This window comes from Salinispora tropica CNB-440 (assembly GCF_000016425.1).
GTDB lineage: Bacteria > Actinomycetota > Actinomycetes > Mycobacteriales > Micromonosporaceae > Micromonospora > Micromonospora tropica.
Map to the genome: position 1 here is coordinate 1,262,338 of NC_009380.1, position 23,671 is coordinate 1,286,008.

A 23,671-nucleotide genomic window follows, 5' to 3' on the forward strand; every position below is an offset into this window, starting at 1 on the left:
GAGCGGGCCGTGGGCGCCGGGCACAGCCAGCTGCTCTACCACCGCTCGGACTCGCCGGTGCACCGACTGCCCCCCGAGGTGAAGATCACGGCGATGGTGGCCTTCACCCTCGCCGTGGTCGCCACCCCCCGGGAGGCGCTCTGGGCCTTCGGTGGCTACGCCGTGCTGGTGGCGGTGGTCGCGGCGGTGGCCCGGGTCCGGCCCGGCTGGCTGCTGCGCCGGTCGCTGATCGAGCTGCCGTTCGTGCTGTTCGCGTTCGCCCTGCCGTTCCTCGGCGTGGGCGAGCGTGTCGAACTCCTCGGCCTGTCGGTCTCCGTGGACGGGCTGTACGGGGCGTGGAACATCCTCGCCAAGGGCACGCTGGGTGTCCTGGCGTCGCTGCTGCTGGCCGCGACCACCACCACCCGGGACCTGATCGTCGGATTGGACCGGCTGCGCTGCCCGCAGCTGCTCACCCAGATCGCCGCCTTCATGCTGCGCTACCTGGACGTGCTGGTCGGTGAGGCCCGACGAATGCGGGTGGCCCGCCTGTCCCGGGGCGACGATCCGCGCTTCGTGTGGCAGCTACGGGGATTCGCGACCGGGGTCGGGGCCCTGTTCCTGCGCGCCTACGAGCGGGGGGAGCGGGTGTACCTGGCGATGCTGTCGCGCGGCTACACCGGGCGGATGCCCCAGATGGGGCAGGGCACGGACGCGGCGACCGCCGGGCAGTGGCTGCTCGCCTCGACCGTCCCCGCCGTGGCGGCCGGCGTCGCCGCCACCGCCCTGGTCCTGACATGATCGGGAACGTGCAGCCGACAACGTCCCCCAGCCTCGACGTGCGCGACGTGCGCTACGCCTACCCGGACGGGCACGCGGCGCTGCGGGGCGTGGAGCTGACCGTGCCCCGCGGTGACCGGGTGGCACTGCTCGGGCCGAACGGCGCCGGTAAGACGACCCTGGTGCTGCACCTCAACGGCATCCTCACCCCCACCGCGGGGAGCGTGACCGTCGGTGGACTGACCGTCCGCCCGGATCGGTCGACCCTGGCCGAGGTGCGCCGGCGGGTGGGCATCGTCTTCCAGGACCCGGATGACCAGCTCTTCCTGCCCACCGTCGCCGAGGACGTGGCGTTCGGCCCGGCCAACCTGGGGCTGCGCGGTGCCGAGCTGACGAACCGGGTGGACGAGGCGCTCGCCGCGGTCGGCATGAGCGAGCACCGGGACCGCGCGCCGCACCACCTGTCGTTCGGGCAGCGTCGCCGGGTCGCGGTGGCGACGGTGCTCGCCATGCACCCGGAGATCCTGGTGCTGGACGAGCCATCGTCCAACCTCGACCCAGCTGCCCGCCGCGAACTGGCTGAGATCCTGCGCGCCCTGCCGGTGACCCTGTTGATGGTCACCCATGATCTGCCGTACGCGCTGGAGCTGTGCGAACGCTCGGTCATTCTGGACGCCGGCCGGCTCGTCGCCGACGGCCCCACGGAGGAGATCCTGGCCGACGAGGCGCTGCTCGCCCGGCACCGCCTCGAACTGCCCTACGGATTCACGCCCCGCCCGACACTGCGTTGACCCGGGTACGGACTAACTGGCGGCCTCCACCGCGGCCTGGATGTTCTCCGGCGACCAGTTGGTGACCGGCTCTCCGTTGACCAGGACCGTCGGCGTGCCGGAGACGTTCGCCCGGCTGGACTCCTCGGTCACGTGTTTGGTCCAGGACAGATAGGTGCCGTCGTTGACACACGAGCCGAAGCTGTCCCGGTCCAGCCCGACGCCGACTCCGAGGTCGATCAGCTCGTCGTTGCTGAGCTGGGCGCCGTCTTCGGCCGGCTGCTGCACGAAGAGCGCCTCGCTGTACTCGCGGAACTTCCCGCCAGCCGCGGCGCAGCCCGCGGCGGCGGAGGAGCGGGTCGAGTACTGGGTGGTGGAGCGGCTGTCCAGGATGGCCACCGGGTGGAAGACCACCTGTGCCTTGCCCTCGTCCGCGAGTTGGTCGACGGTTTCGCCGCTGACCTCCTGGAACTGCTTACAGGCCGGGCAGAGGTAGTCCTCGTACAGGTCGATGGTGACCGGCCCGGAGCCGTACACGATGCCGGTGCCGGCCTCGTTGGCCCCCGGTGGCGGGGTGAAATCGTCAGCGCGCTGCTCGGAGTAGACGGCCCAGCCGACGAAGCCGGCGATCACCAGCACGAAGACGGCGGTCGCCGACACCCAGAGCGTCCGCTTGCGCCGCCGCTCCTGGGCCAGCTGTTCCCGGACCACCCGGGCGGCTTCCTTGCGACCCTTGCGACTACTCATCCTCGTCCTCCACTGCACGTTCGCCCATCAACCAGCCGTCCACCGAGAACGGGGTGCGGGGCCAGATCAACAGGAACCCGGCCAGCGCCAGGAATCCCAGGTCCCGGAGGATCTCCGGGAGGTAGCTCGGGGTCTGCCCCTCGGCCAGCTCGCCGCCGATGCCGAAACAGCCGCAGTCGATGGTCAGCCCGCGCGTCCAGGCCGAGACGATGCCGGCGATGAAGACCAGCAGCAGCGCCACGGACACCCCGGCGGTCAGCCGGGTCGCCAACCCGAGCAGCACGAGTACGCCGAGGGTCAGCTCGACAAAGGGCAACGCGGCGCCGATCACGGCCGCCACGTCGTACGGGAAGACCTGGTACGCGTTCACGGCCCGGCCGGAGGCGGCGAGGTCCCCAACCTTGGACGCCCCGGCGAGGAGCCAGACCGCGGCCAGGCCGAGTCGGGCGGCGAGGCCGATCCACGGGCGGACGATCGGCCAGCGGGCAAAGCGGCTGCTCGATGTGGTCACGCTCATGTGGTCGCTCCTCGCCCCCGGCAGGTTCCCGCGCTCAGCCGATCCACGCCACGCCGACGGCGGGGACCAGCGGATTCGATGTCGCGCGGGGCCGGGATCATGACAGTCCAGGCTACGCGGAGCGAGATGTGGTGGTAGGGACCTTTGCCCCTAGATGGGCTTTGCCACGTCGGGAACTTTCCCGGGGCGAGGTCCGACTACCCACTTATGAGCTGGGAGGAGCGGCCCGGTCGTGGGTCTCCCGCCGACCCAAGTCCGGTTGGGCATCAGGGGCGTTCTGGGCGAGCATGACCGGCATGAGTGTCGTCCTCCGCCGCTGGACCGCCCGGCTCACCGCCGTTGGCGGGCTCCTGATCGCCCTCGTTGCCCTGCTGGTCGCCCCGGCCGGCCCGGCCAGTGCCCACGCGGTGCTCGTGAGTAGCAGCCCGGCCTCGTCGGCGGTGGTGCCGGACGCCCCCACCGAGGTGGTCCTCACCTTCAGTGAGTCGGTCCGCAAGGTGCCCGGTAAGACCCGGGTCATCGCGCCGGACGGATCGCGGGCCGACCGGGGTGAGCCCAGCTTCGAGGGTGCCGTCGTCGTGATCCCGGTCGATCCGAACTCCGGTCGCGGCACCTACCTGGTCAGCTTTCGGGTGATCTCGGCCGACAGCCATCCGGTCTCCGGTGCGTTCACCTACTCCGTCGGTGCCCCGTCCACACCCCCGGTCGACACCGGCAGCGACAGCCGCGCCGACCCGGTGGTGAGTGTCGGAATCAAGATCGGCAAGTATCTCGGCTACGCCGGCCTGCTGCTACTGGTCGGCCCGGTGCTGGTCCTCGCCCTGCTCTGGCCCCGCCGGCTGTCCCGCCGCGGCCCCGCCCGCCTGGCATGGACCGGTCTGGGCCTGCTGGCGTTCGCCACGCTGGCGACGGGCTGGCTCCAGGTCCCCTACACCAACGGCGGCGGCGTCTTCGACCTCACCGGTGCGGGCGTGAGCACGGTGCTGGGGAGCCCCTTCGGCGCCGCGCACCTGGTCCGGCTGGGCCTGCTCGCGGCGGCGGCGTTCGTGCTCCGGCCGCTGCTGGCCGGCCCGGTCGGCCGGACCGACCTGGTGATCCTGGGCGTCCTCGGCGGCGGGGCCCTGCTGACCTGGCCCCTGTCCGGGCATCCGGCGGTCTCCCCGGCCCCGGTGGTCTCGGTCGTGGTCGACGCGGTGCACCTGGGCGGCATGGCGGTCTGGCTCGGCGGTCTGGTGATGCTCGCCGGCTTCCTGCTGCGCCAGGCCGACGAGGGGGAGCTGAGCGCGATCCTGCCGATCTGGTCCCGCTGGGCGGCGCTCTCCGTCTCCGTGCTGCTCGTCGCCGGGGTCGTACAGGCGCTGATCGAGGTAGCCTCGTTCGCGGCCCTCGTCGACACCCCGTACGGTCGGCTGCTGCTTGGCAAGGTCGGGCTCTTCGCTCTGGTGGTCGCGGTGGCCGCGTACTCCCGGGCACTGGTGCGTCGGGGCGCGGCGGCCGAGCGGCCCGCGCCGGTACGGCGGGCGATCCTGGTCGAGCTGGCGATCACCGCGGTGCTGCTCGGACTGGCGGCGGCGCTGGTCCAGACCACCCCGGCGCGGACAGCGGTCGCCGACACCGCCCAATCCGGCAGCGACTACTTCTCGACGACCCTGACCAGTTCGTTGTACTCGTTGCAGGTTGAGGTGGACCCGGCCCGACGGGGCAACAACTCGGTTCACTTCTACGCCTACACGCCGGACAACCGGCCCCAGCCGGTGGCGGAGTGGCGGGCCACCGTCGCGCTGCCGGGGGCGGGAATCGAACCGATCGAGGTGCCGTTGCTGCCACTGACCGACAACCACGCGACCGGTGAGATCAACCTGCCCGCGTCCGGGGATTGGCAGTTGCGGGTGACCGTCCGCACGTCAGAGATCGACCAGGCCACGGTGGCGACCACCGTGGCAGTCAGTTAGGAAGGGTTCCATTTCATGATCCGTCTCCGGCGCAGTTCCTCCGCCACCGCCCTCCTCACGCTCGGCGCGGTCGCCGCCGCCGTGTTCGGCTCCGCCGGGCCCGCCTCGGCGCACATCACGGTTGACCCGACGGAGGCGACTCAGGGCGGGTACGGCCGGTTCGCCTTCCGGGTGCCGAACGAGAGTGACACCGAGTCCACCACCAAGGTTGAGATCTTCCTGCCGGAGAACGCCCCGCTCGGTTCGGTCTCGACGATGCTGGTCCCGGGCTGGACGGCGGTGGTGGAGAAGCGCACGCTCGACGAACCGGTGGAGGTGCACGGCAGCCAGATCACCGAGGCGGTAGCGAAGATCACCTGGACGGCGCAGCCCGAGGCCGGCATCGGTCCGGGCACGTTCCAGGAGTTCCCGGTCTCGGTGGGGCCGCTGCCCACGGTTGACACGATGGTCTTCAAGTCGTTGCAGACATACTCGGACGGCACGGTCGTGCGGTGGATCGACGAGCCGACCGCCGACGGCGTGGAGCCAGAGGCACCGGCCCCGGTGCTGGAGCTGGCTGCCGCCGAGGAGTCCGATTCGGCGGCAGCCCAGGACGGGACGCCGGCCGTGGTGGATGACGAGGCAGCGGACGACGTGGCGGCGCGGGATGGGCTGGCCGTCGGTCTCGGCGTCGCCGGCCTGGTCGTCGGCCTGGGCGGCCTGGTGCTGGGCGGGCTGGCCTTCACCCGATCCCGGCGCGAGCCCATGCCGAAGCTCTGATCCGCTCCCGCCGGCATGAACGGCGTCGCCGGCCTTTCGGCCCGGCCCGTCGGATCTCCCGGCGGGCCGGTGCCTTTCCTCGGCGATGGCCGTGGATATCCCCTGATCGGGCGCTTCGGGTCGGTAAGGTCGGCCGAGTGCTTGGCTACGGAGAGGGGTTAAGTCGGTGCGTACCGTGCGGGTCTTCGCGGGGGTGTTGTTGTTGGTCACCGGGATCCCGGTGCTGCTCGGTGGGGCCGCACTGGGCGCTGACCTGACCCTGGACCTGCGCGCTGAGCTGCGGGAGAGCTGGGTCGCGCCGGTCACCGCTGGCCTCCTGGTTGGCGGGATGCTGCTGGTGTCGGGGGCTCTGGCGTTGCTGCTACGGCCGGCTCGCCCCCGGGAGGTGGTTTTCGTGGTCGAGCCGGACCAGGTGCCGCTCCTCGCCAGTCGGCTGGGGCTGACCTCGCTCAGCGGGCTCGGTGCGCCCGCTGCCCGAGCGGGGGGTCAGCCGGTCGTCGCGCGAGACGGAAGCCGGCTCGTCGCGCCCGCCCGGCAACTCGTGTCGGTCGGCGCTTCAGGTGAGCAAACCCGCTCGATGCCCCGTCCAGCCGGGGAACGCAAGATCGGCCCGGTGGGGCGCCGCCGAGCCCCGGGGGCCGGCTCGGACTGGCCGCTCAACGAGCCCGCGGAGACCGACCTGCCCTCGCATCCCGGCCGTCCGCCGGTGCGGCGGCTGCGGCCGTCTCTGCGTGCGACTCGGCGAGACAGCGATTCGATGTAGCTGGTAGCGGGGGTGCAGGAGGACGGCCCTCCGTGCTGCCGACACGGAGGGCCGTCCCGCACCGGGGGATCGGTGCTACCGAAACGTCACTTACCTTCTCTTAAGTCAGATTAGCGCCCTGTGGGCGCCTCGTGAAGAGTGTCTGATTGAATCGGCTTGCCGCGAATCGGCAGGGCGGCCAGCAGCACCAGCCCCAGCAGTACGTACACGTTGCGATCCACGAACTCGGCGACCGTGTCGGTGGGCACCGGGGCGGTACCCCACTTCTGGAACGTCACCACCCCGTACACGACGATCACAGTGACGCCGGCGGCGAGCAGCCACAGCCGGCGGCGCCTGCTGCCCGGACTCGCGGCGAGCGCCGCGTCCACCAGCACCACGACGGCCGGCACGAACCAGTAGATGTGATGGGGCCAGGTGATCGGGCTGATCAGCGAGCCAACCAGGCCGGTGAGGGTGAGGCCGGTCAGCGCGTCGCCGGCACGGGCCGCCCGGGCCGCCCGCCACAGCCCGTACCCGGCGACCACCACGACCAGGGCGAGCCACAGGAGTCGATCTGGCTCCTGAGGCACGGTGAGGCGGTGGATCAGACCGAGCAGTGACTGGTTGCCGGTGTAGTCGGTGCGGCCGACCCGGTCGGTGGCCCACAGTTCGTGCGTCCAGTAGCGCCACGATTCGAGCGGCAGGACAACCGCGGCGAGCAGCGTGGCTCCCGCTGCCGTCGCGCTCGCCACCGCTGCCGCCCGCCACTTCCGGCAGGCCAGCAGGTAGACGATGAAGATGCCTGGGTACAACTTGAGCGCCGTCGCCAGCCCCACCCCCACCCCGGCCCAACGCCCGTTATGCGGTACGGCGAACAGCAGGTCCGCCAGGATCAGCACCACCAGCAGCATGTTGATCTGCCCGAAGGTGATGGTCTCCCGGGTGCTCTCCACGGCGAGTACGAGCAGCACCGCCACGGCGAGGGTGAAGATCCGGGGCAGGTTGTGCCGGGCGATCACCGGGTCGACCAGCCAGCGGGTGGTCACCACCACCGCCAGCACGGTCAGCACAGTGAAGATCGTCACGGTGGCGCCCAGCCGGAGCAGCGCGAACGGCGACAACAGCAGCGCGCCGAATGGCGGGTAGGTGAAGTACAGCTCGCCCTGCACCCGGTCCGGCTGGACGTAGTCGTAGAGCGGGTTGCCCATGGCCCACCAGTCCATCGCCGCCATGTAGATCTTCAGGTCGAAGAAGTCGTGCTTTCCCTTCACGTAGAGCGCGGGCAGCACGGCGGCGATAGCCAAAACGGTGACGATCCGACGCGCCGTCCGCCCGCGGGTGTCGTCTTCGACCACGACGGGAGGGGGGACGGGTTCGGCTGGCACGAGAGAACCCTAACGGTCGCAGTGCCGACAGATGCGCGGCGCGCGGGCTGCTGGGCTGCGCGTAGGCTGTGCCGGTGGCAGATCTACTCGTCTGGATCGACTGTGAAATGACCGGCTTGGACCTCGGCGGCGACAAGCTGATCGAAGTCGCCGCGCTTGTTACCGACCCCGATCTCAACGTGCTCGGTGAGGGTGTCGATGTGGTGATCCACGCCGACGAGGCGGCGCTGGACAAGATGCCCGAGATCGTGGCGACGATGCATGCGAAGTCGGGCCTCACCGAGGAGGTCCGCCGTTCCACAATCGGGCTCGCCGAGGCGGAGGAGATGGTCCTCGACTACATCACCAGTCACGTGAAGGATCCGCGTACCGCTCCGCTCTGCGGCAACTCGATCGCCACCGACCGGGGTTTCATCGCCCGGGACATGCCCCGGCTGGACAACCACCTGCACTACCGGATGATCGACGTTTCCTCGATCAAGGAGCTCTGCCGGCGCTGGTATCCCCGGGTGTATTTCAGCCAGCCGAGGAAGGGCCTGGCACACCGGGCGTTGGCCGATGTGCGCGAGAGCATCCGGGAGCTCGAGTACTACCGACGGACACTCTTCGTGCCGCTGCCGGGGCCGGACGTGGAGAGCGCCAAGGCGGTCGCCGCAAAGCTGTAGCCGCAGGGGTGGAACCCGCTGGACGCGATGACCCCGGGTGCGGCTATCATTGATCCGCGCCGCCAGGGGTGAACCCAGCGCGGCGGATGGTGGCTGTAGCTCAGTTGGCAGAGCACCGGGTTGTGGTCCCGGTTGTCGTGGGTTCAATTCCCATCAGTCACCCCAGTGGTGGATCTGCTCCACCGCAGCTCAGGCCCCCTCCACGGAGGGGGCCTGAGTCGTTGTAGGGCAATACAGGGGAACTCGGCCTTGGCCGCCGGCCCTGCGGCCAGGCGGGGCGCCGTCCGGGCCGTCACAGCAGGACTGCGCAAATGCGGCACTCGGGCAGTTAAGCCCAGTAAAGGTATTCTTGTCTTGTTTGGGGATAAATTTCGGATTCACGTACTGATGTCCCTTATGTCGGTTTAGCGTGCTGGTGGCTGCTACCGCCTGCCCGGTAGCCGAGGGACACCGCCCGGTCCGCCCCTGGGCTGGTGGCTCCTCGCCGTAACGGGGGAAGGACACCGACACCGCGATGAACCAGCAGGACCACATCCACGAGCCCGAACCGGAGCGCCCTGGTGGCGGCCGGGCGAGGTCACGGCGGCGGTGGTGGGCCCTCGGGTTGGCCGGTGCGACCGGCCTGGCCCTCACCACCGTCGGCGTCGCCGCAACCCCGGCCGCAAAACTCGGCGGCGACCACCTGGCAACACCCAACGACCGGTCCGCCGGGAGCGAGCACCGCGGCGACGACCGCGGTCAGCGTGATGACGACGACAAGCGTGAGGGGAAGAAGGAGGCCGCACCCAAGGGCACCCCCGTGCCCTGTGACGCCGACGCGTTGATCGCCGCGATCACCCTGGCCAACGCCCGCGACGGCGCCGTGCTCGACCTCGCCAAGGACTGCACCTACCTGCTCACCGCCGACATCGACGGCAACGGCCTGCCCGCCATCACCGCCCCCATCACCCTCAACGGCGGCAAGAACACCACCATCGAACGCGCCGCCGCCGTCGACGAATTCCGCATCCTCGCCGTCGACACCGGTGGCAACCTCACCCTCAACAAGCTGACCATCACCGGCGGCCAGGTCACCGGTGACGGTGCGGGAGTCCTCGTCAACGCTGGTGGGGCGTTGACCACCAAGGACAGCACCATCACCCGGAACATTGCCGAAAGCGGTGACGGCGGCGGCATCTTCAACGCGGGAACCACCGTCGTCACCAACTCCAGCGTCAGCCGGAACACCGTCGACCAGATCGGCGGTGGAATTTACAGCACCGGCCGGTTGGACATCGTCAAGTCGCAGGTCGACAACAATATTGCGGTGAATACCGGCGGTGTCTTTGCCCAGGGCCTCACCATGAAGGAGGGCAGTATCTCCCGAAACCAGGCGCTCACCGTTGGCGGGCTATTCGTCGTTGGCGGCGTGGGCACGGTTGTTGGCACTCGAGTCACCGGAAACACCGCCATTGTCGTTGGTGGTATCGCCGCCGCAAACGGTGCACAGTTGCGGCTGCGACACCTTCACCTCACCGACAACACGGCCGACAGCGCCGGTGGTCTGTTCGTCCGAGGGGGGGTAGCGGTTGCGGAGAGCAGTGCCGTCATAGAAGACAGCCTCATCATGAGGAACACCGCCACCTCCGTGAACGGTGGAGGAATCCTCAACGAGGGGCAACTCGTGTTGCGGCGGACAAAAGTTACCGAGAACCAAGCTGATCAGGGTGGTGGAATCTACAACGAGGCCATCGGCACGACATCCCTCTTCTCCACCAAGATCGTCAAGAACATCGCCGTCACCGACGGCGGGGGCATCTTCAACGACGGCGGCACGGTGAACCTGAATACCGCCACCGGCACCATCGTGGTGAAGAACCGACCCAACAACTGCGTCAACGTCTCCGGCTGCTCGGGCTGACCCCCGTCACCCGGATCGCGCGGGCTCGACCACACCGCCAGTCGGCGGTGCGGGTCGAGCCCCGCGATCCCGTCTCGGCCCGCCACAATCTGCCGAGCACCCGCGAGGGCTCCGCCACCCCAGGCTGCCGCTTCGGTGGAGGACCGTCACCCGCGGCTGTCGGCCCGCCGACAGCCGCGCTGTGTCTGTCAGCCAGGCGAGCTACCTGTCGAGTCGGCGGCGGGCCCGGCCAAAGCCGGCTCCTCGGGCAGGGCGCTGCCTTCGACGTACTCCTCCCAGCTCAGGTTCCAGTCGGTCCAGCCGTTGCCGTTCTGGAGCTTTCGCCCAGTGCCCACCACCCGGATCGGATCCCCGATCCGGGTGTTGTTGAAGAGCCAGGCGCCGTTGGCCATCGACACGTTCACGCAGCCGTGGGAGACATTCACTGAGCCCTGCTGTCCCTCCGACCAGGGGGCGGCGTGGATGAACTCCCCGCCCCAGGTAAGCCGCTGCGCGTACTCGATGTCTGTGCGGTAACCCTCGTCCGGCCCCAGTTCGTCAAACGTGTCGAAGACCGTCTCGCGCAGCTTCTCGATCACCACCATGGTGCCGCTCGACGAGGGCGTGGACTTCTTGCCGAGGCTTACCGGGATGGTCCGGACCTTCTCGCCGTCCTTCGTGACCACCATCTGCTTCGTCTTGTTCTCCACCGTCATGATCAGCGCCGGGCCGATCTCGATGTCGACGGTGAGATCGGCCCGTCCGTACCAACCATCACCAAGCGGCAGGCCGCCTGCCTGGACCCGGTACGAGACCGTGCTGTTCGCCTGCCAGAACTCCTTCGGGCGGTACCGCACCTCGGTCGGGCTGACCCAGTGCCACACCCCCTCCTGCGCGGGTGTCGCCGTCACCGTCATTCGACGCTGCACGTCGTCGCGGTAGTCCTCCGGTATCTCCCGGCCAAACTTCACGATGAGCGGCATCCCGACCCCGACCACCTGACCGTCGCCGAGGAAGCTGCTGATCCGAACCTGTTGATCCGGCTTGGTCATCGTGGTGAAGGTGCTGGTCGCGGTGGCGGGACGGCCGTCATCTCCAGTGGCGGTAACAGTCGCCGTGTAGGTTTCGCCGTACTCGAGCGCACCGGTGGGCAGCCAACCCGCGCCGTCGGCGGTGAGTGCGCCCTCGACGGCCCCGCCCGCCGAGTCGACCAGCGCGACGGTGGTCTCCCGGGACTCCTCCGCCGTGAAGATGATGCTCGTTGACGCGGGTACGTCCCGGGCGTCGGTGGCTGGCTCGACGATACTGACCGAGGCCAGTGGGGCCGGTGTCGCGTCGTCGGCCTTCCCTTCGGGCTGTTCGTCTCCGGAGGCGCAGGCAGCGGTCAGCGTCAACGTGGCGGTGAGTAGCCCGGCCACGAACGCGTGCCAGCGCCTACCTGGCCGACGTCGACCGTGCCGGGGCGGCAGGTCCTGAACGGCTCGCATGTGCTCTCTTCCTTACTCTTGTCGTCGAAGAGGTGGACCGGAACTGGTCGCCGACCGTCCCGAGCCCTGTCTTCAACACAGTCCGCACGCGCCTAGGCGCACATCGTGCCGTAACTCCGCTCCTCCGTGCCCGCCCGTGCACCGCCGACTCGATGGTTTTGGTGCTACTTGTCCGAATAACTCGACCAAAAGAGGGGAGTGGGGATCGGATTCGAGGCCGGCTGAACTGGCGTGCTAGGGTTCTTTCCGTTGCCAACGAGCGCCGCTAGCTCAACTGGCAGAGCAGCGGACTCTTAATCCGCGGGTTCGGGGTTCGAGTCCCTGGCGGCGCACCAACGAGCAAGGCCCTGACCTGGTACTTAGGTGCCGGTCGGGGCCTTTTTCGCGTACGGCGGTGGTGGTTGGTCGCTCGGTGGGTGCTCGGGAGCCGTTGGACCGGGTTGGTGTCGGTGGGACGGGGTGGGATGCCAGCCGGTCGGCACCATGGATCAATCGGGTGCGCCGCTGTCCGGTGGCGGGGCCCGGGCGTGGTTAGGGTCGGTTGTGCGGCGGATCGTGCGTAGGTCGGTGCGGGCCATCCTTGTTGATGGTGACGGCCGTCTTGTGCTGATCAAGCGGATCAGGCCCGGGCAGGTGCCGTACTGGACGACGCCGGGCGGTGGGGTGGAGTCGACGGATGTTTGTCTGGAGGCCGCGCTGCGTCGTGAGTTGCGTGAGGAGGTTGGTGGCGAGGCCGGTCGGCTGGTTCCGGTGTTCCTGTTCTCCACTCCGGTTGGTGCGGGTGTTTCGGTGCAGCATTTCTTCGCGGGTCGTTTGCTTCGGTTGCGGGTGGAGGCGCGTAGTGGGCCGGAGTTCGCTGATCCCGCGCGGGGTGAGTATCAGCTGGACCGGGTGGCGATTGACGAGCTGCACGCGGTGGAGTTGAAGCCGGATGTGCTCAGGGTGTTCATTGCCGCCCACGAGGAGGCGTTGCTCTCGGTGTACGACGATGGTGCAGGGTAGTGCGGTGGAGAAGGTCGAGCACGCTGTCCCAGTGGAATGGTCCGTTTGGGGTGTCGGGTCGTAGGGCTTCGGTGGCGGTGAAGTGAACGCCGGCGTTGGCGAGTAGTTCGAGGTTGCGGTGGAAGGCGGGGTGTGCGGCGAGCGTTGCCTTGGCGTAGGGCGAGACGATGATCGGTGTTCCGGCTCCGAGGGCTTCGTTGAGGGTGCCCAGGGCTGCGGTGTTGTTGATGCCGGCGGCCCATTGGTTGATCGTGTTGAAGGTGGCCGGGGCGACGATGATGGCGTCAGGCCGCGGTAGCGACTTCGGCTCCTGCGGTCCGCGTGGTTCGCTCCGGACGGGGTGGCCGGTTGTCTGTTGCAGGGCTGGGAGGTCAACCCATGCGGTGGCGGCCTCGGTGACGACGGGGTGCACGTCCCAGCCGTCGTGGCGGAGCCATTCGGCCAGCTCGGTTACTTTCGCGGCCGGTGGGGCGGCGCACACGACGAGCAGGGCGACGGGGGTGGCCTTGGTCATGCGTCTTGGACTCCTGCTCGGTCGGCGAGGGCTCGTAGCCCGGGGGTGCGGCTGGGGTGTTCCCGCCGGAGCAGCTTCGTGATGAGCCCAGCGGCGGTGGCGTTGAGCTTGATCGCCTCAGGGACGAGGCGTTCGTACTCCAGGAGGTGGAGCATCGCTTGGGGGGCTGAGCTGTCCGTCGCGCTGTGCGCCACGGCAAGGTCGAGGTGCGCTTGAGCGCGCCGGCTGGCTAGCGTCAGTGGGAGCTGTGCGGTGTCGAGCTGGTCGGCGAGCCGGAGTGCCTGCTTGTTGTCGTGTAGGGCGACCGCGACGGAGATTTGGTGTAGCCGGACGTTGGTGGGTCCGAAGGCTGTCCACAGTTCGTTACCGTTGCGGCCGAGTTCATCGGCGGCTGATTCAGCGGCTCGCAGGTGGCGCCATGCGCTGCGAGTGTCTGCCTGGCGGGCTGCCGCCACGGCCGCGTGGAGCAGGAGCGCTCCGTACGCCGAGAGGTAGGCGGGGGTGCGGTACAACTGGTGGCCGGCGATGGCTTCGGCGGCGGTTACCGCGACCTTTTCCGCTTCGGCGGCACGGCCTGGCTGCTTGGCGAGCGCGCATGCGGTCTGGTAGGCCGCGATGGCGGTCCGTGCTGGATCAGCGGCTATCAGGCCGAAGCATCGGGCGCGGTCCGCGGTGGTCCAGGCGAGTTCGCCGTCACCGAGTTTGGCAGCCAGTTTTGACGCCAGCAGGTAAACGCCGCTAGCGGCTCGGGCAACCCTGGGCATCTCCACAGCCTTCGGCTGTTCGGCGAACAAGGACTCGGCCCCGTTGATAAGGATGGGTAGCTGCCGCAGTTTGCTGTACTGAGCGCCCTGGTAGGCGAGGTTGCCGACCTGTAGGGCGGCCTCCAGCTCAGGTAACGGCAGCAGGACCTGTCCGTTGTCACGGGCGAGGACCGCGTGCCGCAGCCCCGCACGCCATTGGCTGGGCGAGCCGGAGGCATCGAGCGATTGGCTGGTCTGTGGCGACTCGGGCTCGTATATCTCGGGCCGTGGGTGGGCGAGGGTCATCCCCTTGTGTTGGTGACGAGAATTCGGCTCTGTGGGTTCCGGGAGTTCGTCATTCTTGGCGTTGTCGGGCCGGTCGATGTAGAGCCCGAGCGAACGCTTGTCGGTTTGCAAGACCGTGCAGAGCGCCCATCGGTAATCCTCATTGGGCCATCGGATCTCGCCGCGTTCCAGCGCGCCAATTGCCTTCTCGGTGAGTCCTGCCCAGCGCGGCCTGCGACCTTGCCTGCCGTACATCGAGGCCAGTTCGGCGTTGCAGGCGTCGGCCAACTCCTGGCGAGACATCGGGCGGCCGGAACCAGAGGGGGACCGTAGCGCCTTGCGGGCAGCCCTGAGGTGACTGTTCGGGACGCTGTCCCTCCCCACGATCTGCCCCCCAGGATCGACCCAGCAATGACGTGCCCTTGCGCCACATCGTCGCAGCACTACGCTCCTACATGGTCCCAGTGCGTCCCTGCCCGGTTCAAGCGATACCGATGGTCGTCGGCGGCGTGGGCCACTTCCTGGCCTTGCGGTCCGCGCCGTAGGGCTGGGTGCCACGGTGAGGCCGCCACCCCGCGAGCGCGGCTGGCGGGCTGCAACCCGTGCCGGTCAGGCGTCGAATTCGCCGTTGCGAACCCCCTCGATGAACTCGAACCAGCCATCCGGGCCGAACACAAGGACACCGTCGGGGTTCTTGGAGTCCCGGACACCGACGTACAGGTCGGTAGCGGTCGTGACTTCGACACAGTTGTCGGCGCCACCGCTTCGGGTGGACTTCCGCCACGGGCCCAACTGTCTGTCATTCATCGTGAATATTACTCCTGATTTCTTCGGCCGTTGCGGCGAGGAAGCCGAGGCTTTCGCCCGGTGGCATGGCGGCGTCCGCCAACCTGCCGTATAGGTCGAGGTAGCGGTTGACGTCTGCTACCTCTGTCAGTACGAGGTCGTCGGTGGCCGTGTCAACGGCAACGACCACGGGGTCGTGCGGGTCCGGGTACCGGTAGGTGAAAAACGCCGAGCGGGGGACGGAATGCTGGCGGATCTTGGCGGCGATTGGCAGTACTCGGATGCTGATGGTTCGGCGGTGGTGTCCGACGAGCGTTAGGTGGTCCAGTTGATCGGCGATCACCGGGGCGGGCGCGGCAAAACGGCGGATGGCCAGTTCGTCGATGATCACCTCATACCGAGGGCCGCCCGGCCGCTCCAGCATGCGTTGGCGGCCGGCGCGTGCTTCGAGTGCTCGGGTGTGGCTGTAGGTGGCACCGTTGGGAGCATCCATTAGCAGGCGTGCTTCGGTGTACGGCCGCACCTGCAACAAGCCGGGCAGGTAGACCATCTGATATTCGCGAATCTCACTCGCGCCCGCCTCAAGGTTCGCGTATAGAGCCTGTCGGGTGCCCATCTCGTCGGCGTACTTCGCCCACCACCCGCGTTCCTGTGCCTCGCGGGCGATCGTCATGATCTGCTGCCAGCGCTGCTGATCTACGCCGAACAGCTGGAGAATCCGCATGACCTCGTCGAGGTCAGGGGCGACGTGACCGTTCTCCAACCGCGAGATGCGTTGGCGTGCGACGCCGATCTCCGCGGCGACGCGGGCGGCTGGGTATCCGTGCTCGTCGCGCAGGCGGATCAGCTCGGCGGCGAGCCTACGACGACGCACCAGCGGGCTGATCACACCACACCTCCGGAGAACAACCAACGCCGGAGGACGATTACGCACCGGCGATGCGGGGAGCGTAACCCCGGGCTTCTCTGTTGGAGCTGGGCGTGAGTTCACGATCGGCTGCTGAGGCCCTGATCAGCGACCATCTGGGCAGCAGAACGGGTACCGGATCAGGTGGTGGACGGGGATTCCCGCGTATGTGGACTGTCCGTGAAGGTGGACCTACCAGAAGCGATCTGTCGATTTATGTGATCCGGTACGGGCGAACCGGCTGGATCCGGCTCGTGACAGCAACGCGGTCCTGGGCGTGTTCTCGCCTTACGCCGGTGCGCGGTACCGGGGTAGGTGAACGCGCCGGACGGCGTGGCTGCAGTTGGTCTCCCGCTCGCCGTCGCTGCTACAGGGCGTGGCGGCGGGCGGGACTTCACCACCATGCGTGTCCCTGAGGAGGGCCGGTTCCGTGTTCGCAGGTGACTACTACTGGCTCGACCGCGATGACGCCACCGGCCTCGGTCGGCACATGTTCTGGGCCGTATCGGTAGCAACCCAGTTCGGGTGCGCCGCGGGAGTGACACATCAAGATTGCCAGCGCGGCGCACCTGGTCCACATCGGTCGAAACGGAAGGCAGGCATGGCGACCTACCACGGTGGCGAAAAGGTCGAACAAGCGCAAATAGTGTTGCAGCAACACGCAACCAGCAGTGCATCCGGAGCGTGCATTACCTGCCGCAGCCCCGGCCCATGCGCCGAGTTCGAGCAGGCGGCGAAAGTCTTCTGGCTTTCACTTCAGCTGCCTCGCCGAACTCCTGGCGCTACCCGACCCGAGCTAATCAATGCCAGACGAGTTGGTGATCGCGGGCTGTTGGCAAGCAGACCTCACCATCGTGTAACGGCAGCTCCCACGGCAAACGCGCGGCGGGCGCCGTCGGTGCTATCTGTGAGTAAGTCGTACTGACCATCAGAGTGGGAGGCGAAGTGGCATGCCAGTTAAACTAGTGACCGTGCCGCCGCTACCGGTCACCGCAAGAATGCCCCTGAATGGCGAGTCGAACACGGTGGTCGAATTGACTGAGCAGGCAGTTGCACTGCGTAGCGTCCATGCCGAGCGGGACGGCATTTGCGCCGGATGCCTCGACATGTGGGCGCGGCTGGCGCCTCACCCGTGTCCGCAGGCGGACTGGGCGGAGCGCGTTCTCCAGCAGGCAACACCGACTGCTTGACACCCTTATCTGCTCCTGGCGCATTGCTCGATGCTGGAGGTGCCGCCTAACCCGCGTTTTCACCCCTGCGCTAACGAAGCAAGGCGAGCGTTTATCACCCTGGCCTTGCGGTCGCGGCTACCGCGTCGCGGGCTATTGGCGGCGGGAGGTCTCCCGCCCCTACCTACTACTGAAGGAGAAGACAGCCGTGGACAAAATGCCGGCGAGCAGGCTGGTGCTCAACCCTGACGAACTCAACTCCGATCCAGTGCCGGGCATGGACCTGGCGGTGAAGTTGGGCATTGGTCAGCTGGAGATCCGCTCAGCCGAGGGCGCCAATGCGGTTACGCTGCCCGACGACCGGGTTCGGTACCTCCGTACGCTGGCCGAGGAGCGAGGCCTGAAGGTGGCCGCGCTGGCTTCGCCGCTTTGGAAGTGGTGCCGGCCCGAGGCGACGCCCGAGAGGGTGGACACCTTCGGCTTTCCCACCCAGGTTCCGCCCGAGGCGCGGCTCGGCTGGATTGAGCGGGCCATTGAGGCTGCCGTCATCCTCGGAGCCCCGGTGGTGCGGGTCTTCTCCCACCTGCGGGTCGAGCCGGAACTCACCGAGCAGCTACTCGGTGACCTGCTGCTGGCAAAAGCCCTGGACCTGGCGAACTCGGCTGGGGTGCGGCTGCTGCTGGAAAACGAGCCAGTGTGCACGGTCGCCCATGCCGAGTCACTGCTCGAGGTCCTGGACCGGTACCACGGGCAGGGCCTGGGACTGTGGCTGGACGTGGCGAATCTCCACGAGGTCGGCCAAGCCACCGGTGAGGTGGTCAGCTCCCTCGCCCCGTACGTGGGGTACGTGCACGTCAAGGACTACCGGCCCGCCGCTGACGGTGGTGGCCGGGTGTTCTGCCCGGCCGGTGAGGGTGTGGTGCCCTACGGCCAGGTGCTACCGCTGCTGCACGCTGCCCAGCCCGGGCTGCCGTACGCGCTGGAGACCCACGTGCGCGACACCCCAGCCGACGCCCTCACCTCTGGCGCCGCGTTCCTGCGCTCCGCTGTTACCGGAGGCGTGGCATGAAGCGGGTGCTGCTGATAGGAGCGGGGGAGGTCGGAGCCAAGCACCTGGCCGCACTCTCCGGAATTCCCGGCGTGCTAGTCGTCGGGGTCGCTGACCCCGCCCCGTGCGTCGATGTCCCCAGGGGTGTGCCGGTGTTTGCTTCGTGGCGGTCGGCGCTGAGCGCCGCGACGCCGGATCTGGTTGTCGTGGCCACCCCGCCGGGGACCGCGCTTGCCGCAGCCCGGGAAGCAGCCCAGACCGGAGCCGCCGTGCTCGTGGAGAAGCCCTGCACCACCGAGCCGGCGGCCCTGGTGCCCCAGCCGGGCGACGGGCGGATCTTCGTCGCGTTCCAGCCGCACTTCGCCCCCGGCCTGAACGCCCTACTCGCGATGCCTCCTGCTGTTACACGCGCCGACGTGTTGCTGACCGTGCACCGAGATCCCGGATACTTCCGCGGCTGGCGCCGCACCTACGCGGATGCCGGCGGAATCCTGCACCAGCAAGCCATCCACGGCCTGGCACTCGCCCTGCGGCTGTTGCCCGGCGACGTCGAAATGGTCAACGCAACGGTGACCCACAGCCGCGGCCTGGCAGAGACCGAGGACCACGTCATCGCCGTACTCGCCCTGTCCGGCGGGGCCACAGTGCAGATCAACGCCCGGGTCGACCACCCCGGCCCACCGGCCCACGAGCTCATCCTCCACCTCACCGACGGACGTCGGCTTCACGTACGCGGGCGGAACCTCGAAGCCGGACTCGGCGAGATCGCCGCCGCCCCCACGCATGAGGAACTGCGGCGCGCGATGTACGCCGCCGCGTTGAACGCCGCCGAGGGCCATCCGGCCCACCCCTGCCTGTTCTCGATGACGGCGCTACGGCGCCCTCTGGAGGTGATCGATCGTGTCTACCGCGATGCCCGCGTCGTCCGGGCTGCGTACGCCGCTGCCGCATGAGCTGCCCGTCGAGGTCGTCGAACGCAAAGGGGTCGGCCACCCCGACACCCTCGCCGACGGCATCGCTGAGCTCGCCTCCATCCGCTACAGCAGGCACTGCCTGGACACCGTGGGGGCGGTGCTGCACCACAACCTGGACAAGGTCGCCGTCTTCGGCGGCCGGGCCGCCTTCAGCGACACCGACGGTGTGTACGACCGGCCCCTGCGAGTCGTCTTCGGCGGCCGGATCTCCACCAGCTTCGCCGGCCAAGAACTGCCAGTGCGGGAGATCCTTGAGCACGCGGCCGTTGACCATCTGCGTACCGCGCTGCCGGGCTTCGACCGCGTGCAGCTGGAGGTGAGACACGAGACGACCAACTCCTCCAAGTTCTCCCACTGGTTCGCCCCCCGTTCCTTGGATGATCTGCCCGAGAGGCCGAGTCCGTTCTCGAACGACACCGCCTACCTCGTCGGCTCGGCCCCAGGCACGGTCACTGAGGCCGTGGCCCTGCTGGCCGAGGCGTGGTTCCGCCGCCACGCGTGGGCAGGCAGCGACATCAAGGCCCTCGCCGTCCGCAACGGCGCGACCTGGACGGTGACCGTCTGCGTGCCCGCCCTGGCCGGGTACCTGAACAGCTCCGCCCAGTTCGCCGAGGCGGTCACCTCTGCCGCCAGCGAACTGACCGACCTCCTTGCCCAGCGGCTGCCGGGTCGGGTGTCGGTGCTGTGCAACACCCGCGATTCCCGCATCGGGCCCATCTCCGGCCAGTACTTCACGCTCTCGGGGTCGGCTGTCGACTATGGCGAGGATGGCCTCGTGGGCCGGGGCAACGCCCGCACCGGCGTGATCAGCGGTGCCCACCTGGCCGGGAACGAGGCGACGTTCGGGAAGAACCCGGCCTACCACGTCGGCAAGGTCGGCGGCTGGCTCGCCGATACCGCCGCCCACGCGGTAGCCACCGAGTTCGGACCATGCCGTATCGCCCTGCTGTGGCGCAACGGCGCCCGCTACGACGAGCCCGCCTCAATCGAGATCACCACGGTTAACCCGGCGCTGCTCGGGCCGGCCGAGGAGCTGGTGCGGGCCACGCTGTCCCGCACAGACTGGATGGCAGACCTGCTGACCGGGCGGTATCTGCCCGCCGTCGCCCCGGTCGACGAGCTGCTGGCCGACCTGGAGCGAGCAGTCAGATGACCGTGCACCGGCTCGTCACTGGCCACATCTCCGCCCGCCTCGCCTTGCCCGAGTACCTGGACACCACCGCCGCGCAGGCCGCCAGCCGGGCCCTGCCCGGCGGCTGGACCCTGACAGCAGACCCCGCCACGGAAGCCGTGGACGTCGAAGTCACCACGGGGGCCGCGGCCGTCACCGTCGCGGCGGTCACCGTGCGCCTCCGGCTACCGGCACACGTGGCCGCCTCGAACTCTCTCGCCTACGTCACCTACACCGCCTTCGAACGTGCACGCCAGCACCAGCGCAAGGCCACCGTGCATGCCACAGCGCTGATCGCGCCCGACGGGCAGGCCGTACTACTACTCGGCGCGAAGGGGGCAGGCAAGACATCAACCGCACTCGCCCTCGCGGCGCAGGGATGGACCCATGCCGGAGACGATGTGGTCGTCCTCGGCGAGAGCGACGATGGCCGGGTGTCGGTGTGGCCGGGCAAACCTACCGCCGCTATCCGCGACCCTGCTCGGCCACTCGCGCCCAAGCCTCAGCTCGCCCTGGAACCGTTCGCGACCGGCCTGGCCCCGCTTGCCCGGGTTGTGCGTATGGCCGTCCACCCTGCGCTCGACACCGCGTCGCTGACGCCTGCCGTGCCGCTGTCGGTAAACGAGCGGCTGCGACTGCACGAGACCTTGGGCCGCTACATCTCCGGCCTTCCCACCCCCATCACCGGCGTGGCCGGTATGCCATACGGACCGGTGTGGCCCCTGGACAGCCCCGCCCTGGCCCGCTGGCGCAGCCACCTCATCGCCCGGCTCGCCGTTGGCCAGTTCGACTACCTATACGCCCCCGACCCGGATACCGCCGCTGACCTGCTGACCAAGGAGGCCGGATGAACTCCGCCGCGATCCTGCCCAGCCGCAACGAGCCAGCCACCATCGCCGCGGTCACCACCGCCGTTGACACCGCGCTCGCCGAGCACCGGTCCGTCATCGTCCACGCCGACTCCTCCGACACCCCTGCGACCGCCGACCAGTTCACCGCCACCGCCACCCAGGCGGCCAAGGTGCCGCTGACCGGCCTGATCCGGGGCAAGGGTGCCCAGATCCTGGCCGCAGCCCACCTTCCGGACCTCACTGGCATCGATGCCGTACTGATCGCGGACACCGATACCCGGGGCCCCGATCCGGCCGTCTACGCCGCGCTCCTGGACCACGTACGGGCTGGGGCCGCCATAGCAGTCGCGGACTACCCGCGGCACTGGGACGAAGCCAACCTCACCAACCACCTTGCCCGCCCCCTAATTGCCGCCACCACCGGCCACGACGTGCCCCAGCCGCTCGCCGGGGACCTCGCCCTCTCCCGACCCGCCCTGGACGCCGCCCTCCGCGCTGCCCGGGCGCTGCCTGTAGAGGTTTCGGCGTGCGTGGACGGCTACGGCATCGACGCATTCCTGCTGCTGACCGCCGCCACCGTCGGGCCCATCGCCTCCGTGCGATTCGACCAGCCCAAGCAGCACGCCGGGTCCTTTGCTCACCTGGCGGCCATCTATCACCAGGCTGTCCCTGTCCTGTTGCACCTGACCAGGACAGGTAAACCGCCACCGGCTACGTCAGGCGGTGCGACGGCGCACTACCGGGTCGCTGACCGCGCCCTGGAGCCCGCCCGCCTTTCGGACATGCTCACCACGCTGGACAGCTTCGGCCCGTATCCCGGCGGATACGATGAACACCCATGGCCAGAGCCCGTCGCGGACGCCTGGCGCACCGTGAACTCCGGTACACCAGCGCCCGACGCGGCCCGTCAGCTGTGGCCGCATTACCTACGGCGCGTGACCGACTGGTTGACCAGGGGACCACGCGCCAGCACACGGCAGCGGGCCGAGACACTCGCCGCCGGACACGCCCGCCTGTGCATCGCTGTCCTCACTCCCGCAGGAGCCCGACGATGACCGCTGTCCCGACCTCCGGTTTCTCCGCTTTCGCGCTGGAACCTTTTCCCGAGCTCCAGGCTGGTGTGGACCTGGCGGGCGCCATCACCGGCGTCCTGGCCTGTACGGGTATCGAGTTGCAGGAGGGGGATGTGGTGGTGGTGGCTTCCAAGGCCGTGAGTGTGGCGGAGAAGCGGTACGTGGATCTGGCCAGTGTCGTCGTTGGCCCGGAGGCGCTGGAGTTGTCCGCTCGCACGGGCAAGCCCGCCGAGGTGGTGCAGCTGATCCTGGATTCCAGTGACAGCTACTTCCTGGCCACCGAGAAGGGCCCGATCATCGCGCGGCACCGGCTCGGCTTCCAGCTCACCTCCGCCGGGATTGACCGGGCCGGCCCGCAGGGTGCGTGGCTGTTGCCGGTGGATCCGGACGCCTCCGCCCGCGCCCTGCGCGACGCGTTGATCGCCCATACCGGCGCGGAGGTGGCGGTGGTGGTCGCGGACTCCGACGGTCGTGCCGACCGGCGTGGGGCGACTGTCATCTCGATCGGCGCGGCGGGTGTGGGGCCTTTGCGTGTGACGGAGTACGGCGGTAAGCGGCAGGAAGAGACTTTCACCGACCTGATCGCCGCGGCGGCCGGGATCATCCTCGGGCAGCGGGGTCGTGGGGCCCCGGTCGCCGTCCTGCGTGGCGTCGCCTACGAGAGCAGTGACGCGGGCGTGGCGTCGATGCTTCAACGCCGGCCGTGAGGCTGCTGATCACGGGCGCCGCCGGGACAATCGGCACCCGGCTGGCGGCCGATCTGGCCGCCCAGGGGATGTTGCTGCGGCTGCTTGACCGGCGGGCTTGTGCCGTTGAGCTGCCCGTGGCTGCCGAGTTCGTTCAGGCCGACCTGCGTGACCTGGATGCGGTCGAGAAGGCCAGCACTGGGGTCGCGGCCGTCGTGCATCTTGCGGGGATCACCCAGGAGGGACCGTTCCCGGCGATGGTGGAGCACAACGTCACCGGCACCCACCACGTCCTGGAGGCGGCCCGCCGCCAGCGGGTGCGGCGGGTGGTGCTGGCCAGCAGCCACCACGTGACGGGCCTGAACCCCGTCGGCGCTCCGACCGCGCCGCTGGCCCCCGACAGCTTCTACGCCGTATCCAAGGTCACCGCTGAGGCCCTGGGCCACCTTTATGTCCACAAGACCACCATGCAGGTCGTCGCGGTTCGTATCGGTAGCTACCGAGATCACCCCACCGAGCCCCGTCACCGTGCGACCTGGCTGAGCCCCCGGGATGCCACCGCCCTGCTGTACGCCGCCGCCACCCGGCCCCTGACCTCCCCGTTCCTCACGGTGTACGGCACCTCTGACAACCGCGATTCGTGGTGGCCGCGCACCGGCTGGGACGCCCTCGGCTACCAGCCCGCCGACAGCGCCGACCGCCTATGCCCCGGTCTCGGGCCGCTGGCCGACCGCTGGATGGGCGGCGCCTTCACCAACGCCGACCTTCCCACATAGGAATATAGGGAGGTCGACCCC

Annotated in this window: 23 protein-coding genes and 2 tRNA genes; 17 read left to right on the forward strand and 8 right to left on the reverse strand. The window is 69.0% G+C overall.

Annotated features, from left to right (window positions below; translation table 11 throughout):
* The first annotated feature begins 9 nt into the window (after positions 1-9).
* A complete protein-coding gene (gene cbiQ, locus STROP_RS05645) occupies positions 10-780 on the forward strand; it encodes a cobalt ECF transporter T component CbiQ (protein ID WP_011905021.1) in 771 nt (256 codons plus the stop codon).
* Positions 777-1,550 carry an energy-coupling factor ABC transporter ATP-binding protein gene (locus STROP_RS05650; RefSeq protein WP_011905022.1) on the forward strand — a complete coding sequence of 258 codons (774 nt, stop codon included), beginning with the start codon at positions 777-779 and terminating at the stop codon, positions 1,548-1,550. Before cbiQ ends, STROP_RS05650 begins: the two co-directional genes overlap by 4 nt.
* Positions 1,551-1,562: 12 nt before the next feature.
* On the opposite strand, the gene STROP_RS05655 is transcribed toward STROP_RS05650, so the two are convergent.
* Positions 1,563-2,276 (reverse strand): DsbA family protein, encoded by a 714-nt coding sequence (locus STROP_RS05655; RefSeq protein ID WP_011905023.1) that lies wholly within the window; start codon positions 2,274-2,276, stop codon positions 1,563-1,565.
* Positions 2,269-2,793, reverse strand: a complete 525-nt coding sequence (locus STROP_RS05660; protein WP_011905024.1) for a MauE/DoxX family redox-associated membrane protein — start codon at positions 2,791-2,793, stop codon at positions 2,269-2,271. The genes STROP_RS05655 and STROP_RS05660 overlap by 8 nt, the downstream gene beginning before the upstream one ends.
* Positions 2,794-3,080: 287 nt before the next feature.
* Between STROP_RS05660 and STROP_RS05665 the strand changes: the two genes are divergently transcribed.
* From STROP_RS05665 to STROP_RS05675, 3 genes are all read left to right on the forward strand, one after another.
* Positions 3,081-4,745: a copper resistance CopC/CopD family protein gene (locus tag STROP_RS05665; RefSeq protein ID WP_026274982.1), complete on the forward strand. Its 1,665-nt coding sequence runs from the start codon at positions 3,081-3,083 to the stop codon at positions 4,743-4,745.
* Between the two features lie 15 nt (positions 4,746-4,760).
* On the forward strand, positions 4,761-5,504 hold the full coding sequence (locus STROP_RS05670; RefSeq protein WP_011905026.1) for a YcnI family copper-binding membrane protein: 744 nt from the start codon (positions 4,761-4,763) through the stop codon (positions 5,502-5,504).
* A gap of 166 nt (positions 5,505-5,670) precedes the next feature.
* Positions 5,671-6,267, forward strand: coding sequence for a hypothetical protein (locus tag STROP_RS05675; RefSeq protein WP_011905027.1), 597 nt, complete (start codon positions 5,671-5,673; stop codon positions 6,265-6,267).
* A gap of 110 nt (positions 6,268-6,377) precedes the next feature.
* Here the strand turns inward: STROP_RS05675 and STROP_RS05680 are convergent, their stop codons facing one another.
* Complete coding sequence (locus tag STROP_RS05680; protein ID WP_043535221.1) at positions 6,378-7,634, reverse strand: glycosyltransferase family 87 protein; 1,257 nt, start codon at positions 7,632-7,634, stop codon at positions 6,378-6,380.
* A gap of 68 nt (positions 7,635-7,702) precedes the next feature.
* On the opposite strand from STROP_RS05680, the gene orn reads away from it, so the two are divergent.
* The 3 genes from orn to STROP_RS05695 all read left to right on the forward strand — a co-directional run bounded on the left by orn (position 7,703) and on the right by STROP_RS05695 (position 10,199).
* On the forward strand, positions 7,703-8,299 hold the full coding sequence (gene orn, locus STROP_RS05685) for an oligoribonuclease (RefSeq protein WP_011905029.1): 597 nt from the start codon (positions 7,703-7,705) through the stop codon (positions 8,297-8,299).
* A gap of 89 nt (positions 8,300-8,388) precedes the next feature.
* Positions 8,389-8,464, forward strand: a tRNA-His gene (locus tag STROP_RS05690).
* Positions 8,465-8,813: 349 nt separating this feature from the next.
* Complete coding sequence (locus STROP_RS05695) at positions 8,814-10,199, forward strand: autotransporter outer membrane beta-barrel domain-containing protein (RefSeq protein ID WP_011905030.1); 1,386 nt, start codon at positions 8,814-8,816, stop codon at positions 10,197-10,199.
* Positions 10,200-10,387: 188 nt separating this feature from the next.
* Here the strand turns inward: STROP_RS05695 and STROP_RS05700 are convergent, their stop codons facing one another.
* Positions 10,388-11,665, reverse strand: coding sequence for a L,D-transpeptidase (locus STROP_RS05700; RefSeq protein WP_011905031.1), 1,278 nt, complete (start codon positions 11,663-11,665; stop codon positions 10,388-10,390).
* 259 nt (positions 11,666-11,924) lie between these two features.
* Here STROP_RS05700 and STROP_RS05705 point away from each other — a divergent pair.
* Positions 11,925-12,000: transfer RNA gene (locus STROP_RS05705), tRNA-Lys, on the forward strand.
* A 208-nt stretch (positions 12,001-12,208) separates the two neighbouring features.
* Positions 12,209-12,667 carry an NUDIX domain-containing protein gene (locus tag STROP_RS05710; RefSeq protein WP_043535223.1) on the forward strand — a complete coding sequence of 153 codons (459 nt, stop codon included), beginning with the start codon at positions 12,209-12,211 and terminating at the stop codon, positions 12,665-12,667.
* Here STROP_RS05710 and STROP_RS05715 read toward each other — a convergent pair.
* From STROP_RS05715 to STROP_RS05730, 4 genes are all read right to left on the reverse strand, one after another.
* Entirely contained in the window at positions 12,612-13,181 is a 570-nt protein-coding gene (locus tag STROP_RS05715) for a flavoprotein (RefSeq protein WP_011905033.1), read from the reverse strand. The genes STROP_RS05710 and STROP_RS05715 overlap by 56 nt on opposite strands.
* A complete protein-coding gene (locus STROP_RS05720) occupies positions 13,178-14,512 on the reverse strand; it encodes a hypothetical protein (RefSeq protein WP_029125874.1) in 1,335 nt (444 codons plus the stop codon). The genes STROP_RS05715 and STROP_RS05720 overlap by 4 nt, the downstream gene beginning before the upstream one ends.
* A 306-nt stretch (positions 14,513-14,818) precedes the next feature.
* Complete coding sequence (locus STROP_RS05725) at positions 14,819-15,016, reverse strand: DUF397 domain-containing protein (protein ID WP_011905035.1); 198 nt, start codon at positions 15,014-15,016, stop codon at positions 14,819-14,821.
* Positions 15,009-15,884, reverse strand: coding sequence for a helix-turn-helix domain-containing protein (locus tag STROP_RS05730; RefSeq protein ID WP_011905036.1), 876 nt, complete (start codon positions 15,882-15,884; stop codon positions 15,009-15,011). The genes STROP_RS05725 and STROP_RS05730 overlap by 8 nt, the downstream gene beginning before the upstream one ends.
* Before the next feature lie 1,404 nt (positions 15,885-17,288).
* Here STROP_RS05730 and STROP_RS05735 point away from each other — a divergent pair.
* The 7 genes from STROP_RS05735 to STROP_RS05765 are packed head-to-tail and all read left to right on the forward strand — an operon-like array spanning position 17,289 to position 23,650.
* Positions 17,289-18,140 (forward strand): sugar phosphate isomerase/epimerase family protein, encoded by an 852-nt coding sequence (locus STROP_RS05735; protein WP_037331567.1) that lies wholly within the window; start codon positions 17,289-17,291, stop codon positions 18,138-18,140.
* Positions 18,137-19,072, forward strand: coding sequence for a Gfo/Idh/MocA family protein (locus STROP_RS05740; RefSeq protein WP_011905038.1), 936 nt, complete (start codon positions 18,137-18,139; stop codon positions 19,070-19,072). The genes STROP_RS05735 and STROP_RS05740 overlap by 4 nt, the downstream gene beginning before the upstream one ends.
* Positions 19,032-20,246, forward strand: coding sequence for a methionine adenosyltransferase (locus STROP_RS05745; protein ID WP_029125875.1), 1,215 nt, complete (start codon positions 19,032-19,034; stop codon positions 20,244-20,246). The genes STROP_RS05740 and STROP_RS05745 overlap by 41 nt, the downstream gene beginning before the upstream one ends.
* A complete protein-coding gene (locus tag STROP_RS05750; protein ID WP_011905040.1) occupies positions 20,243-21,115 on the forward strand; it encodes a phosphoenolpyruvate carboxykinase (ATP) in 873 nt (290 codons plus the stop codon). The genes STROP_RS05745 and STROP_RS05750 overlap by 4 nt, the downstream gene beginning before the upstream one ends.
* Positions 21,112-22,170, forward strand: coding sequence for a glycosyltransferase family protein (locus tag STROP_RS05755; RefSeq protein WP_011905041.1), 1,059 nt, complete (start codon positions 21,112-21,114; stop codon positions 22,168-22,170). The genes STROP_RS05750 and STROP_RS05755 overlap by 4 nt, the downstream gene beginning before the upstream one ends.
* Positions 22,167-22,895: a coenzyme F420-0:L-glutamate ligase gene (locus STROP_RS05760; protein WP_011905042.1), complete on the forward strand. Its 729-nt coding sequence runs from the start codon at positions 22,167-22,169 to the stop codon at positions 22,893-22,895. The genes STROP_RS05755 and STROP_RS05760 overlap by 4 nt, the downstream gene beginning before the upstream one ends.
* Entirely contained in the window at positions 22,892-23,650 is a 759-nt protein-coding gene (locus STROP_RS05765; protein WP_011905043.1) for an NAD-dependent epimerase/dehydratase family protein, read from the forward strand. The genes STROP_RS05760 and STROP_RS05765 overlap by 4 nt, the downstream gene beginning before the upstream one ends.
* Positions 23,651-23,671: the final 21 nt, after the last annotated feature.